At 67.9% G+C, this 13391-nt stretch carries 15 protein-coding genes; all 15 read left to right on the top strand.

Annotation, left to right across the window (positions count from 1 at the left end; genetic code table 11):
- The first annotated feature begins 39 nt into the window (after window positions 1–39).
- Window positions 40–1305 (top strand): cobyrinic acid a,c-diamide synthase CobB, encoded by a 1266-nt coding sequence (locus DVT68_RS05950; protein WP_233523357.1) that lies wholly within the window; start codon window positions 40–42, stop codon window positions 1303–1305.
- Window positions 1302–2228, top strand: a complete 927-nt coding sequence (gene cbiB / locus DVT68_RS05945) for an adenosylcobinamide-phosphate synthase CbiB (protein WP_114824067.1) — start codon at window positions 1302–1304, stop codon at window positions 2226–2228. The genes DVT68_RS05950 and cbiB overlap by 4 nt, the downstream gene beginning before the upstream one ends.
- Window positions 2221–3219, top strand: a complete 999-nt coding sequence (gene cobD, locus DVT68_RS05940) for a threonine-phosphate decarboxylase CobD (RefSeq protein WP_114824066.1) — start codon at window positions 2221–2223, stop codon at window positions 3217–3219. The genes cbiB and cobD overlap by 8 nt, the downstream gene beginning before the upstream one ends.
- Window positions 3216–4694 carry a cobyric acid synthase gene (locus DVT68_RS05935; protein WP_114824065.1) on the top strand — a complete coding sequence of 493 codons (1479 nt, stop codon included), beginning with the start codon at window positions 3216–3218 and terminating at the stop codon, window positions 4692–4694. Before cobD ends, DVT68_RS05935 begins: the two co-directional genes overlap by 4 nt.
- Window positions 4682–5203 (top strand): bifunctional adenosylcobinamide kinase/adenosylcobinamide-phosphate guanylyltransferase, encoded by a 522-nt coding sequence (gene cobU / locus DVT68_RS05930; RefSeq protein ID WP_114824064.1) that lies wholly within the window; start codon window positions 4682–4684, stop codon window positions 5201–5203. Before DVT68_RS05935 ends, cobU begins: the two co-directional genes overlap by 13 nt.
- Complete coding sequence (cobT, locus tag DVT68_RS05925; RefSeq protein WP_114824063.1) at window positions 5200–6246, top strand: nicotinate-nucleotide--dimethylbenzimidazole phosphoribosyltransferase; 1047 nt, start codon at window positions 5200–5202, stop codon at window positions 6244–6246. Before cobU ends, cobT begins: the two co-directional genes overlap by 4 nt.
- A complete protein-coding gene (locus tag DVT68_RS05920; protein WP_114824062.1) occupies window positions 6243–6815 on the top strand; it encodes a histidine phosphatase family protein in 573 nt (190 codons plus the stop codon). Before cobT ends, DVT68_RS05920 begins: the two co-directional genes overlap by 4 nt.
- Entirely contained in the window at window positions 6812–7540 is a 729-nt protein-coding gene (locus tag DVT68_RS05915; protein ID WP_114824417.1) for an adenosylcobinamide-GDP ribazoletransferase, read from the top strand. The genes DVT68_RS05920 and DVT68_RS05915 overlap by 4 nt, the downstream gene beginning before the upstream one ends.
- 139 nt (window positions 7541–7679) lie before the next feature.
- Window positions 7680–7952 carry an FmdB family zinc ribbon protein gene (locus tag DVT68_RS05910; RefSeq protein WP_114824416.1) on the top strand — a complete coding sequence of 91 codons (273 nt, stop codon included), beginning with the start codon at window positions 7680–7682 and terminating at the stop codon, window positions 7950–7952.
- 174 nt (window positions 7953–8126) lie between these two features.
- Complete coding sequence (locus DVT68_RS05905; RefSeq protein WP_233523356.1) at window positions 8127–8648, top strand: DUF3011 domain-containing protein; 522 nt, start codon at window positions 8127–8129, stop codon at window positions 8646–8648.
- Window positions 8649–8767: 119 nt separating this feature from the next.
- Window positions 8768–10540, top strand: a complete 1773-nt coding sequence (gene aspS / locus DVT68_RS05900) for an aspartate--tRNA ligase (protein WP_114824060.1) — start codon at window positions 8768–8770, stop codon at window positions 10538–10540.
- Between the two features lie 232 nt (window positions 10541–10772).
- Window positions 10773–11411, top strand: a complete 639-nt coding sequence (locus tag DVT68_RS05895; protein WP_114824059.1) for an esterase/lipase family protein — start codon at window positions 10773–10775, stop codon at window positions 11409–11411.
- Between the two features lie 95 nt (window positions 11412–11506).
- On the top strand, window positions 11507–12241 hold the full coding sequence (locus tag DVT68_RS05890; RefSeq protein ID WP_114824058.1) for a YebC/PmpR family DNA-binding transcriptional regulator: 735 nt from the start codon (window positions 11507–11509) through the stop codon (window positions 12239–12241).
- Window positions 12242–12270: 29 nt separating this feature from the next.
- Entirely contained in the window at window positions 12271–12789 is a 519-nt protein-coding gene (ruvC, locus tag DVT68_RS05885) for a crossover junction endodeoxyribonuclease RuvC (RefSeq protein WP_114824057.1), read from the top strand.
- Window positions 12789–13388, top strand: coding sequence for a Holliday junction branch migration protein RuvA (gene ruvA, locus DVT68_RS05880; protein ID WP_114824056.1), 600 nt, complete (start codon window positions 12789–12791; stop codon window positions 13386–13388). The genes ruvC and ruvA overlap by 1 nt, the downstream gene beginning before the upstream one ends.
- The last annotated feature ends 3 nt before the right edge of the window (window positions 13389–13391 follow it).

Raw genomic sequence — 13391 nt, 5'->3', positions numbered from 1 at the left:
CGACGAATGACCGACACATCACGCCATTGCAGCGCCCTCATGGTTTCCGCGCCGGCCTCCGGGCAGGGCAAGACGTCGGTAACCGCGGCTCTGGCGCGCTGGCACTCGCGCAGCGGCAAGCGTGTGCGGGTATTCAAGACCGGGCCTGATTTCCTTGATCCGATGGTGCTGGAGCGCGCCAGCGGCGCGCCGGTGCAGCAGCTCGACCTGCGGATGGGCGGCGAGGACGACGTGCGGGCGCGGCTGTACCGCGCGGCGGGCGAGGCCGACCTGATTCTCGTCGAGGGCGTCATGGGCCTGTTCGATGGCGGGCTGTCCAGCGCGGATCTCGCGCAACGATTCGGCCTGCCGGTGCTGACGGTGATCGACGGTTCCGCCATGGCGCAGACCTTCGGCGCGATCGCCTTGGGGCTGGCGCGCTATCGCGAAGGGCTGCAGGTCTTTGGCGTGGCGGCCAATCGCATCGGCAGCGCGTATCACGCCAAACTGCTAGCCGAGAGCCTGTCCGGTGGTTTGCATTGGCTGGGCGCGTTGCCGCGCGATGCGTCACTGGCCTTGCCTGAGCGACACCTCGGCCTGGTGGCCGCCGGCGAATTGGCGGACATCAATGCGCGGCTCGATGCCCTTGCCGACGCGTGGGCCGTGCATGCCTCGACAGCGCTGCCGCCGCCGGTGGCTTTCCCGGAAGCGCACACACCCGCCGTGCCGCCGCGCCTGCATGGCGTGCGCATCGCGGTCGCACGTGACGCGGCGTTCTGCTTCCTGTATCCGGCCAACCTGGATGTACTGCGCGAGGCCGGCGCGGAGTTGTGCTTTTTCTCACCGCTCGCCGGCGAAGACTTGCCCGACTGCGATGCCATTTGGCTACCTGGCGGTTATCCGGAACTGCACCTGCCGGCGCTGGCGCAACACGAGCGGCTGCGCGAGGCGCTGCATGCGCATGTCGACGCAGGGCGACCGCTGCTCGCTGAGTGCGGCGGCCTGCTGTATGCGCTGGGCACACTGGCCGATCGGGACGGCAACGCCTACCCGATGGCTGGACTGCTGGAGGGTTCGGCGCGCATGCAGGAACGTCTGGGTGGTCTTGGCATGCAATCGGTGACCTTGCCCGAGGGCACGCTGCGCGGCCACACGTTCCATTACGCAAAGGCCGACATCCCGGTGGAACCGCTGGCGCACGCGACCAATCCCGATGGCGGTCCCAGCCGCGAGGCGGTCTACCGCCGTCGGCGCATGACGGCGAGCTTCGTGCACTTTTATTTCCCGTCCGATCCAGAGGCTGCGCTGCAGCTGTTCCTGCCATGACGACCGCGCTCATCGTGCTGTTGGCGCTGGGTCTGGATGCAGCCCTGGGCGAACCGCGGCGCGCGCATCCCCTGGTGGGTTTTGGTCGCCTTGTGCGGGCCGTGGAAACGCGTCTGTACGCGCCGCGTCGAATGGTTGGTGTGCTGGCCTGGTGCGTGGTGGTGCTGCCGTTGGTAGGGCTGACCTGGCTGCTGTCCAGTCGACTGCAGGCGTCAACGCCGTGGCTGGCCGACGGCTTCGCCATGTCGGTGCTGTATCTCGCTGTCGGTCATCGCAGCCTGGCCGATCACGCCATGCCTGTGGCGCGCGCGCTGCGCGGCGGCGACCTCATGGCCGCACGTAGCGCAGTCGGGCGCATGGTGAGCCGCGACACGCCATCGCTCGATGCGGCCCAGGTCGCTGCCGCCGCGACGGAATCGGTGCTGGAGAACGGCAACGATGCCGTATTCGGCGCGCTGTTCTGGTTCATCGTGCTGGGCGCTCCCGGCGCCGTGCTGTATCGGCTCGGCAACACGCTGGATGCGATGTGGGGCTATCGCACGCCTCGCTACGAGCGGTTCGGCTGGGCGGCGGCGCGCATTGACGACGTGCTCAACTATGTGCCGGCGCGTCTTACCGCCTTGAGCTACGTGTTGCTCGGCCATGCGTCGTGCGCGTGGCGTTGTTGGCGCAGGCAGGCGCCTGCTTGGGACAGCCCCAATGCCGGGCCGGTGATGGCCGCTGGCGCCGGCGCGCTTCAGGTGCAACTGGGTGGAGCTGCGCCCTATGACGGCGTGTGGGAGCCGCGACCCAGCCTGGGCGAAGGTCGGGCGGCGGACGCGCAAGCGATCGAACAGGCGCTGCGACTGGTGCGTCGATCCGTGATGCTCTGGCTGGCGGTGCTGTGGTTGGTCGTCCTGGCCGGGAGGGCGACCCATGCTTGAACACGGTGGACGCTTGCTGCGGGCTGCGAGGGAATACGGCATTGCACCTGAGCAATGGCTCGATCTCTCCACGGGCATCAGTCCGTTCGCGTGGCCACTTCCGACGATTTCCGCGCGCGCATGGCAACGCTTGCCGGAAGACGACGACGGCCTCTTGGAGGTGGCTTGCCGCTACTACGGCGCGCCCGATGTCTTGCCGGTGGCCGGCTCGCAGGCGGCGATCCAGGGTCTGCCGCGCCTGCGTGCGCCCTCCCGTGTGGGTGTGATCGCCCCGGGTTATGCCGAACACGCGCACGCATGGCGCAACGCCGGCCATCAGGTCCGTGTGTTACCAGCCGCGACCTTGCTCGCTGCGGTGGACGAGTTCGACGTGTTGGTGCTGATCCATCCCAACAATCCGGGCGGCGAGCGCTTCGACCCGGACGTCCTGCTGGCCTGCCATGCCCGTCTGGCCGCACGCGGTGGCTGGCTGATCGTGGATGAGGCCTTCATGGATGCAACGCCCGCGGACAGCCTTTGCCCTTGGAGTGGGCGCGAAGGGCTGATCGTGCTGCGCTCGGTCGGCAAGTTCTTCGCGCTGGCGGGCGCGCGCGCCGGGTTTGTCTGCGGCAGCGCCGGCGTGCTGCTGGCGCTGCGCGAGCTGCTGGGGCCGTGGACCGTGAGTGGACCGACGAGATACGTGGTGCAACAGGCGCTAGGCGATGCAGCCTGGCAGCAAGCAGCACGCGACTGGCTGCACGCGGCCAGCGCGCGCCTGGGTGCGCTGTTGACCGCTCATGGACTGGCGCCCACGGCGGGCAGCGCCTTCTTCCAGTGGCGTTGTGACGAGCGCGCTCGCCAGCTGCATCACGCGCTGGCGGCGCGGGGCATCCTCACGCGGCTGTTTGACGAGCCATCGAGCCTGCGTTTCGGACTTCCGGGCGACGATGCGGCCTTTGATCGACTGGCTGTGGCACTTGGCGAACTCGATCTGCAGGAGTCCATCGCATGAGTGCGCGCGTGCTGATGGTGCAGGGCTGTACGTCCGACGCAGGCAAGAGCACGCTAGTTACCGCGTTGTGCCGCTGGCTGCATCGGCAGGGCGTGGCGGTAGCCCCGTTCAAGCCGCAGAACATGGCGCTCAATTCGGCGGTGACGGTGGACGGCGGCGAGATCGGTCGCGCGCAGGCGGTGCAGGCGCAGGCGGCGGGCCTGCCGCCGCATACCGACTTCAACCCGGTGCTGCTCAAGCCCAACAGCGACATCGGCGCCCAGGTGATCGTGCATGGCCATGCCGTCGCCAACATGGATGCGCGTGACTATCACCACTACAAGCGTGTGGCGATGGAGGCGGTGCTGGCTTCGCACGCACGGCTGGCGGCGCGTTACGAGGCGGTGATCGTCGAGGGCGCCGGCAGTCCTGCGGAAATCAATCTGCGCGAGCGCGACATCGCCAATATGGGTTACGCGGAGGCGGTGGACTGCCCGGTGCTGCTGATCGCCGACATCGATCGCGGCGGCGTGTTCGCCCATCTTGTCGGCACGCTGGCGCTGCTGTCGGAAAGCGAGCGGGCGCGTGTGGGCGGCTTCGTCATCAATCGCTTTCGCGGCGACATTGGCTTGCTGCAGCCGGGGCTGGACTGGCTGGAGGGTGAAACCGGCAAGCCGGTGCTCGGCGTGTTGCCGTACCTGCACGGCCTGACGCTGGAGGCCGAGGATGCCTTGCCGCGCGATCGACTGAGCAAGACCGGCGCCCGCCTCACCGTGGCCGTGCCTGCCTTGCCGCGCATCAGCAACCACACCGATTTCGATGCCTTGCGCATGCATCAGGAGGTAGACCTCCATCTGGTAGGGCCCGGCGAAGCGCCGCCCGCTTGCGACCTGATCATCCTGCCCGGCTCGAAATCCACGCGCGCGGATTTGTCGTGGTTGCGTGAACAGGGTTGGGTCAGCGCCATCGCGCGGCACCTGCGTTATGGCGGCAAGTTGATCGGCATCTGCGGCGGCTTCCAGATGCTGGGGCGCTTCGTGCATGATCCGCAGGGCATCGAAGGTGAGCCGGGCTCGAGCGAGGGATTGGGCTGGCTGGCGATGGAAACCACGCTGGAGGCGCGCAAGCAGCTGCGCCGCGTGGACGGAAAGCTGGTCCTGGGAGATGCGCGGGTGAGCGGCTACGAAATCCATTGTGGCGTCAGCCACGGCGCGGCGCTTGCGAGTCCATCGAGCGTGCTCGGCGGCGGGGTGGCGGATGGAGCGCTCTCCTCCGATGGACAGATCCTCGGCACCTATCTGCACGGCCTGTTCGATCAGCCCTCCGCGCTGGCCGCGTTGCTGGCGTGGGCTGGGTTGAGCGATGCGCAACCCCTCGACCTCCCTGGCTTGCGCGAAGCTGGCATCGATCGCCTTGCCGATGCCGTCGAACAGCATCTGGACACGGTGGCGTTGCGTCGGTTGCTGCATCTGGAGGTGACGTCATGCGCACCCTGATTCTTGGCGGCGCCCGTTCCGGCAAGAGCGCGCTGGCCGAGCGGCTGGCGCACGAGTCGGGCCACGAGGTGGTCTATATCGCCACCGGCCAGGCTCATGACGAGGAGATGGCCGCGCGCATCGCGCACCATCGCGCCAGTCGTCCCGACCACTGGCACAGTGTGGAGGAGCCGTTGGCGTTGGCGGCCGCCCTTCGCGCACATGCGCGACCGGGACGTTGCGTGCTGGTCGACTGCCTCACGCTCTGGCTGAGCAACCTGCTGGGCGCCGAGGATGAGGGACGTCTGGTGGAAGAACGGGCCGCGTTGCTCGATGTATTGCCGTCGCTGACCGGCCAGGTGTTGCTGGTCAGCAACGAAGTAGGGCTGGGCGTGGTGCCGCTCGGTGAGCTGACGCGCCGCTTCGTCGACGAAGCGGGGCGGCTGCACCAGGCGCTTGCGGCCCAGTGTGATCGCGTGCTGTTCGTTGCAGCGGGATTGCCGCTTGCTCTTAAAGGAAAGCTTGCATGAACCATAAGTGGTTGCGTGACCCTTGTTTCGCCATCGACGAGGAAAGCTGCCAGCGTGCGCGGGAGCATCAGGCGCAGCTGACCAAGCCGCCGGGTTCGCTTGGCGCGCTGGAGACGCTGGCGATTCGCCTGGCGGGCTTGCAGCACAAGCCGCTGCCTTCGGCGCAACAGGTGTGGATCAGCATCTTCGCCGGCGACCACGGCGTGGCGGCGGAGGGCGTATCGGCGTTTCCCCAGGTGGTCACTGGCGAGATGGTGCGCAACTTCGCCAGCGGCGGCGCGGCCATCAGCGTGCTTGCGCGCTCGCTGGGCGCGATGCTCGAGGTAGTGAACCTGGGTACGGTGAATGATCCGGGTGAACTGCCTGGCGTGCGTCGCGCCATCATCGCGCTGCAGACGCACAACTTCTGCGAGCGCGAAGCGATGGACGGAGCGCAACTGGAGGCCGCCTTGCGCGCCGGCGCCGACAGCGCTGCGGCCGCCCACGCCGCGGGCGCGCAGATCTTCATCGGCGGCGAGATGGGCATTGCCAACACCACCTCGGCCGCGGCGCTGGCGTGCGGGCTGCTGGGTGAGTCGCCGGTGGCGCTGGCGGGCGCGGGCACTGGCCTGGATGCGGCGGGCATCCAGCACAAGGCCGCCGTGATCGAGCGCGCGCTGGCGCGTTACCCGAACGACGACGATGCACTGGCCTGGCTTGGCCGCGTGGGCGGCTTTGAGATCGCCGCGCTGACGGGCGCGTACATCGCCGCGGCGCAGATGGGCATGGCGGTGCTGGTCGACGGTTTCATCACCACCGCCGCGGCCTTGGCTGCGGTGCGCATCAACCCCGCTTCCCGGGCCTGGATGTTCTTCGCGCATCGCTCGCGTGAGCGCGGCCATGCGCGTTTGCTCTCCGTGCTCGACGCCGACCCGTTGCTCGACCTGGGCTTGCGCCTGGGCGAAGGCAGCGGCGCGGCCACCGCGATCCCGCTGTTGCGTCTGGCCTGCGAACTGCACGGCCGCATGGCGACCTTCGCGCAGGCCGGGGTGTCGGAGGCATGACGAGCGGGCACGCCGGCATCGACCTGCTGCGCCATGGCGACACCGGTCAGCGCAGCTATCGCGGTCAACTCGACGACAGCCTCAGTGACCTGGGATGGACCCAACTGCGCGCGTCGATCTTCGGGCGCCACTGGGATCGCGTGGTGAGCTCGTCGCTGCGACGCTGCGCCGAGTTCGCGCACGAGTTGGCGACCGCGCGGGGGCTGCCGTTGCGAGTGGATCCGCGCCTGGCCGAATACCACTTCGGCGACTGGCAGGGCGTGCCCATCGAAACGCTTGCGCAGGAGCAGGGCGAGGCGCTCGCCGGCTTCTGGGCCGATCCGGTGAACCGCCCGCCGCCGGGCGGTGAAACCTTCGTCCAGTTCCGCACCCGGCTGTGCGCCGCGATGGACGAGGTGGCGGCGGAGGCGCAAGCGCATCGCGTGCTGGTGATTACCCACGGCGGCGTGATCCGCCTGTTGCGTTGTGAGGCCGAAGGGCGCGACTTCGGCGAGATGGCCAATATCGACGTACCGCATGCCTCGCTGCACCCGTTGGCTTGGGGCGGTGTGATTCCGGTTGGCAGCTGATGCGCAGCCTGCTCGCCGCCATCGGTTTCCTGACCCGTGTGCCCGTGCCGGCCCGCGTGTTCGAGCACGACGGCGAGCCGGTCTCGCCGCTGCCCTGGTACCCGCTGGTGGGCCTGCTGATCGGCCTGCTGCTGGCCGCCAGTTCGTGGATCCTGACAGCAGCGCCACCGCTGATGACGGCCGCGCTGCTGTTGCTGGCCTGGGTGCTGCTGACCGGCGGCCTGCATCTGGACGGCCTGGCCGACAGCGCGGACGCCTGGGTCGGCGGGCTGGCGGATCGTGAGCGCACGCTGGCCATCATGAAAGACCCCCGCAGCGGTCCGGTGGGCGTCACGGCGGTGGTGCTGGTGCTGCTGCTGAAGTTCGCCGCGCTGGCCAGCCTGCCGCTGCACGGCTCGGCCTTGTGGCTGGCGCCGCTGCTGGCGCGTGCGGCGCTGACCGGCGCCTTTCTGGTCACGCCCTATGTGCGCAGCGGTGGGCTCGGCAGCGCCCTGGTCGGGTCGGCGCGGGCGCCGTGTCTGGTCGCGCTGGTGCTTACCGCGCTGGCGACTCTGGTGGCCGGCTGGCGCGGGTTGCTGGCCTTGCTGGTCGCGCTGGCGGTCTTTGCGTTCTGGCGCCGGGCCTGCCTGAAACGGCTGGGCGGGATGACCGGCGACACCTGCGGGGCGCTCACGGAGATGATCGAGGCGGCGGTACTCGTGGCGTTGGCCCTGGCGCACGGTTGAGTGGCCGGCAAAGCGGTGAAGCGAGGCCCGGAGTCTGCCCCGTGTTTCCCGCAGCACACGCGCCGCCGTTGAATTTGGCCGGCCTGCCTCGATAATGGTGGGCTGCTGGCGCCCGCGCTGGCTGGATCACGGAGTTGCCATGCCCATCTACGAATTCGAATGCAGCAGTTGCGGCCATCGTTTTGACCGCTTGCAGAAGATGTCCGACCCGGACCCGACGGTTTGTCCTGCCTGCGACGTGGCCGAAGTGAAGCGCCGCCTGAGCGCCCCGGGCTTCCGGCTGGCCGGCAGCGGTTGGTACGAGACCGACTTCAAGAAAGACGGCGACAAGAAGCGCAATCTGGCCGGCGACAGCGCCGCTTCGGCCCCTGCGCCGGCGCCCGCGCCCGCACCAGCTTCGAGCGATAGCTGACGGAAGCGCCGCCTGAACGGCGGCTCGCTTCCCGGCAAAGTTTTGCGATCACGTCGCAAGATATTCAATTCCGGTTGAGCATGCGCCCATTAGCGTGACGCCCCGTCACAAGCGTTGGAGTGGGCGATCGTGGTACGGATGCGCGCAAGTTCGTTAGGTTTGCTTGCCGGCCTCATGGCCGGCTTTTTGTGGGTGGAGCCAGCCCCCGTCCTGGCCCAGGGCCGCGACATGATCCGCTGCGGCAGCGCGGATGGCCGCTTCACCCGCTGCCAGGTTCCCTGGCGCGACGCCGAGATCATCCGCCAGGAGTCGAACAGCCCCTGCACCCGCGGCCAGACCTGGGGCGTGGATCGTGGTGGCCTGTGGGTCGATCGTGGCTGCCGTGGCCAGTTCGTGGAGATGGGGCGCGGCGGCTGGGGCGGTGGCCGGCGTGACGATGACGACGACGGCCGCTGGCAGGGCGGCGGCTGGCGGCCCGGGCCGGACTGGGACCGCGAGATCCGCTTCCAGTGCGAGAGCAACGACGAGCGCTACCAGTTCTGCCAGGTCGATGTGGGCGGCCGCGGCCGCGTGCGCCTGCTCCGGCAGCTGTCGGGTCGGGCCTGCGAGGAGGACTACAGCTGGGGCTGGAACCGGGCCGGCGTCTGGGTGGCCAAGGGGTGCCGGGGCCTGTTCTCGGTGGATCGCCGCTGGTAAGGGGCCCCAGGGTGATACTTAGTTAGTGTTGCCCTAGGCCCGCGGTTTGCCGGGCCGGTGTTAACATTCGCGGTCTTTTCCACGCATCTCGCCGCCCCGCGGCCCGGAGTTCCAAGCGCATGCGCACGCATTACTGCGGCCTCATCGATGAGGCACTGGTCGGCCAGACCGTCACCCTTTGTGGCTGGGTGAACACCCTGCGTCTGCAGAGCCACGTGGCTTTCGTCGACCTGCGCGACCACGAGGGCCTCGCCCAGGTGGTGATCGAGCGCGAGAACGCCGCCGCCTTCGCGGTGGCCGGCGAGATCGGCAACGAATACTGCCTGCGCGTCACCGGCACCATCCGCAAGCGCCTGTCGGTGAACGACAAGCTGCGTACCGGTACGGTGGAGCTGCTGGCCGACAAGGTCGAGATCCTCAATGCCGCGAAGGACCTGCCGTTCGCGCTGCACGAGAATCCCAACGAGGACATGCGGATGACCTACCGCTACCTCGACCTGCGCCGTCCCGAGATGCAGAAGATGATGCGCACGCGCATCAAGCTGGTGCAGTCGCTGCGCCGCTATCTCGACGCGCGCGGTTTCCAGGACATCGAAACGCCCATCCTCACCAAGGCGACGCCGGAAGGCGCGCGCGATTATCTGGTGCCCAGCCGCGTGCATCCGGGCCAGTTCTACGCGCTGCCGCAGTCGCCGCAGCTGTTCAAGCAGATCCTGATGATGGCCGGTTTCGACCGCTACTATCAGATCGCCCGCTGCTTCCGCGACGAGGATCTGCGCGCCGATCGCCAGCCGGAATTCACCCAGCTCGACCTCGAGTTCGCCTTCGTGGAAGAGAAGGACGTGCAGGATTTCGTGGAGGAACTGATCCGCCACGTGTTCAAGGAAGTGCAGAACGTCGAACTCGACGACGTGTTCCCGCGCATGACCTGGGCAGAGGCCATGCGCCGCTTCGGTTCGGACAAGCCGGACCTGCGCATCGCGCTCGAGCTGGTGGACATCGCTGACGCTGTGAAGCACGTGGAGTTCAAGGTGTTCGCCGAGCCGGCCAACGACCCGAATGGTCGCGTGGCTGCGCTGCGCGTGCCGGGCGGCGCCACCTTCACCCGCAAGGAAATCGACCAGCTCACCGAGTACGTCGCCAAGTACGGGGCCAAGGGCCTGGCCTGGCTGCGCGTGGACGACCTGTCGAAGGGCCGCGAGGGCATCAACTCGCCGGTGGCCAAGTTCCTCGACGACAAGGCGCTGGAAGGCGTGCTCAAGCGCACCGGCGCCGAGAGTGGCGACATGGTGTTCTTCGGCGCCGGCAGCTGGAAGGCGGTCACCGACTTCATGGGCGCTCTGCGCCTGAAGGTCGGCAAGGATCGCGGCATGGTGGAAAACAGCTGGAAGCCGCTGTGGGTCACCGACTTCCCGATGTTCGAATACGACGAGGAAGAAAAGCGCTTCGTCGCCCTGCATCATCCGTTCACCGCGCCGAAGGTCGACGACGTCGCCGACCTGCGCGCCAATGCCGCCATCGCGGTCAGCCGCGGCTACGACATGGTGCTCAACGGCAACGAGATCGGCGGCGGTTCCATCCGTATCCATCGCCCCGAGATGCAGAGCACGGTGTTCGACCTGCTCGGCATTGGTCCGGAGGAGGCCGAGCTGAAGTTCGGCTTCCTGCTCAAGGCGCTGAAGTTCGGCGCCCCGCCGCACGGCGGCCTGGCATTCGGCATCGACCGCATTGCGGCGCTGATGGCGGGCACCGAGTCGATCCGCGACGTGATCGCCTTCCCGAAGACCACCAGCGCGCAGGACCTGATGACCGACGCGCCGTCGATGGTCTCCGAGCCGCAGCTCAAGGAATTGCACGTGCGCATCGCCGCGGCGGACAAGCAGCATTACTGAGGCTTCAGCCGAAGGATCGGCGGGTCTTGTGACGGGTGGGTTTGCTCCGCTGGCGCGAACCCGCCTATCGTTCCACGGCAAGGGATGGCCTGAGTTTTGAGCCGTCATTCCTGCGTAAGCGGGAATCCAGAGACTTTTGTACTTGCTTTGAGTTTCAAAGACGCTGGATTCCGGCCTTCGCCGGAATGACGAGCAAAAGAGATCGCCCCCGCTTTCTGTTCCCGGCTTGCCCATGACCGACCACGTAATCCTGCTGCACGGCCTATGGATGCGCGGATTCGCGCTGCTGATGCTGCATCGACGCCTGATGGAATCGGGTTTTCGTGTTCACCGCTTCGACTACATGAGCGTCGCCGCCACCGAGCAGCGCATCCTTGGCAGCCTGCAGGAGCGCGTCTACGAGCTTTCGCAGGAAGCCGGCGACGTGCATCTGGTCGGCCACAGCCTCGGCGGGTTGCTGGCCTTGCGGGCCTGCGCCGACGATGCTCACCTGCCGACCGGGCGCGTCGTTTGCCTGGGGTCACCGCTCAAGGGCAGCGAGGCGGCTCGGCGCTTCTCCAGCATGGGGCGCGGCGGCGAAGTGCTGCTGGGCCACAACCGCGAGCTGATCGAGCGGGGTTTCGAACGGTGGACGGGCGAGCGCGAGGTCGGGGTGGTTGCCGGCCGCCTGTCGCTGGGCCTGGGCACGGTGCTTGGGCAGTTCGAAGGCGACAACGACGGTTGCGTGACCGTGGATGAAACCTGCCTGCCCGGCATCACCGACCACTGCATTGTCGAGACCAACCATACCGGCCTGCTGTTCTCCGTCGAGGCCTCGCGGCAGGTCACCCAGTTCCTGCACCATGGGCGCTTCAGCCACTCCGCCGCCTGATCCGGCAGCGTTTTTTGACCTGACCGCTTGCGTGCCCTTAGCCTCGAGGCGATAGAATTTGTCTCTTGTCCGTTCACACAGTTGCAGGAAGTGCCATGGGTAGAGGCCCGTCCATCGAAGGTCGCAAGAATGCCGAAGACGCCAAGCGCGCCAAGGTGTTCACCAAGCTGATCCGCGAAATCACCGTCGCCACGCGCGGCGGCGTGCCCGACCCGGGGCTCAACCCGCGCCTGCGCTCGGCCGTGGACAAGGCGCTGTCGGCCAACATGCCCAAGGACACCATCGAGCGCGCGATCAAGCGCGGCTCGGGCGCCGACGGCGGCGCGGCGATGGAAGAACTGCGCTACGAGGGCTACGGCCCGGGTGGCGTCGCCCTGATCATCGACTGCTTCACCGACAACGCCACCCGCACGGTGGCCGATGTGCGCCATGCGCTGACCAAGCACGGCGGCAATCTGGGCACGTCCGGTTCGGTGGCATTCCAGTTCGCGCGCGTGGGTGAGCTGGTGTTCGCCACCGGTGGCGATGAGTCGGCCGAGGAGAAGGTGCTCGAGGCGGCGCTGGAGGCTGGCGCCGATGACGTGGTGAACGAAAACGGCGAAAGCACCGTGCTGTGCGCGCCGGAAAATTTCGAGGCCGTGCAGCAAGCGCTCGCCGCGGCGGGCCTCAACGCGCAGCATGCCGGCGTGGGCATGCGTCCCGCCAACCGCGTGCCGGTGCCGGAAGAGGCGCTGGAACCGTTGCTGGACCTCCTGGAGAAGCTTGACGGTCTGGATGACGTCAGCGAGGTCTCGCACAACGCGCTGCTGCCCGCCGACGCCGGCGGCTGAGCCTTGCGCGGCTCGCCCTGCCTGTATCCATGACTCGCATCATCGGCATTGATCCGGGCAGTCAACGCACCGGTGTCGGCATCATCGATGTCGACGCCGGCGGCAAGCTGTCCCATGTCTACCATGGCGCGCTGGCGGTGGCTGGCGAGGCCAGCTTTCCGCTGCGCCTGAAACGCATATTTGACGAGCTGTGTGAGATCATCGCCGCCCATCGGCCGGACGAGTGCGGCGTGGAGCGCGTGTTCATGGCGCGCAACGCGGACTCGGCACTGAAGCTGGGGCAGGCGAGGGGAGCCGCGATCTGCGCGGTCGTCAGTCAGGGGATCGCGGTGCACGAGTACGCAGCGACGGAAGTCAAACAGGCGGTGGTCGGCAGCGGCCGTGGCGACAAGACCCAGGTGCAGCACATGATTGGCGTCCTGCTCGGACTGAAAGGGCCTTTGCAGGCCGACGCGGCGGACGCGCTCGCCATCGCGGTGACGCACGCGCATACGCGCGCCAGCCTGCAGCGCGTGGGTATTCCGCGCTCGGCCTGGAGGCGTCGCTGATGATCGGCCGCCTGCGCGGCATCCTGGTGTCCAAGCAGCCACCCTGGCTTCTGGTGGAAGTCGGCGGCGTCGGCTACGAGCTGGAAGCGCCGATGTCCACCATCTATGACCTGCCCGCCACCGGCAAGGAAGTCACCCTGCTCACGCACTACGCCGTGAAGGAAGACAGCGTGGCGCTGTACGGTTTCCTTCACGAGGCCGAGCGCACCTTGTTCCGCAACCTGCAGAAGGTCAGCGGCATCGGCGCCAAGATCTCGCTGGCCGTGTTGTCGGGCGTGTCCACGAGCGACTTCGCGCGGCTGGTGCAGACGGGCGACGTGGTGGCGCTGACCAAGATCCCCGGCATCGGCAAGAAGACCGCCGAGCGCATGGTGGTCGAACTGCGCGATCGCGTGGATGGCCTGGCGGTCGCCTTGCCTGGCGCCAGCGCCCAGGGCGCAGGCGTCGCGCTCGATCCTGCCGGCGAGGCCACCGTGGCCCTGCAGCAACTGGGCTACAAGCCGGCCGAAGTGACTCGCCTGGTGCAAAAGGTGGCCGCCGAAGGCGATACCGCCGAATCGATCATCCGCAAGGCGCTGCGCGCCGCACTAGGAAACTGACAC

The organism is Dyella solisilvae (assembly GCF_003351225.1).
GTDB classification, from domain to species: domain Bacteria; phylum Pseudomonadota; class Gammaproteobacteria; order Xanthomonadales; family Rhodanobacteraceae; genus Dyella; species Dyella solisilvae.
The sequence above is the reverse complement of the archived record's forward strand: the minus strand, read 5'-3'. Positions and strand labels throughout refer to the sequence as shown.

Bases quoted from the DNA above. Each gene is read 5' to 3' on its own strand.
- DVT68_RS05910 (WP_114824416.1), top strand. From the start codon at position 7,680: ATGCCCATCTACGAATTCGAATGCAGCAGTTGCGGCCATCGTTTTGAC.
- DVT68_RS05895 (WP_114824059.1), top strand. From the start codon at position 10,773: ATGACCGACCACGTAATCCTGCTGCACGGCCTATGGATGCGCGGATTC.
- DVT68_RS05950 (WP_233523357.1), top strand. From the start codon at position 40: ATGGTTTCCGCGCCGGCCTCCGGGCAGGGCAAGACGTCGGTAACCGCG.
- cobT (WP_114824063.1), top strand. From the start codon at position 5,200: ATGAACCATAAGTGGTTGCGTGACCCTTGTTTCGCCATCGACGAGGAA.
- cobD (WP_114824066.1), top strand. From the start codon at position 2,221: ATGCTTGAACACGGTGGACGCTTGCTGCGGGCTGCGAGGGAATACGGC.
- DVT68_RS05905 (WP_233523356.1), top strand. From the start codon at position 8,127: ATGGCCGGCTTTTTGTGGGTGGAGCCAGCCCCCGTCCTGGCCCAGGGC.
- ruvC (WP_114824057.1), top strand. From the start codon at position 12,271: ATGACTCGCATCATCGGCATTGATCCGGGCAGTCAACGCACCGGTGTC.
- cbiB (WP_114824067.1), top strand. From the start codon at position 1,302: ATGACGACCGCGCTCATCGTGCTGTTGGCGCTGGGTCTGGATGCAGCC.
- DVT68_RS05935 (WP_114824065.1), top strand. From the start codon at position 3,216: ATGAGTGCGCGCGTGCTGATGGTGCAGGGCTGTACGTCCGACGCAGGC.
- DVT68_RS05890 (WP_114824058.1), top strand. From the start codon at position 11,507: ATGGGTAGAGGCCCGTCCATCGAAGGTCGCAAGAATGCCGAAGACGCC.
- ruvA (WP_114824056.1), top strand. From the start codon at position 12,789: ATGATCGGCCGCCTGCGCGGCATCCTGGTGTCCAAGCAGCCACCCTGG.
- DVT68_RS05920 (WP_114824062.1), top strand. From the start codon at position 6,243: ATGACGAGCGGGCACGCCGGCATCGACCTGCTGCGCCATGGCGACACC.
- aspS (WP_114824060.1), top strand. From the start codon at position 8,768: ATGCGCACGCATTACTGCGGCCTCATCGATGAGGCACTGGTCGGCCAG.
- cobU (WP_114824064.1), top strand. From the start codon at position 4,682: ATGCGCACCCTGATTCTTGGCGGCGCCCGTTCCGGCAAGAGCGCGCTG.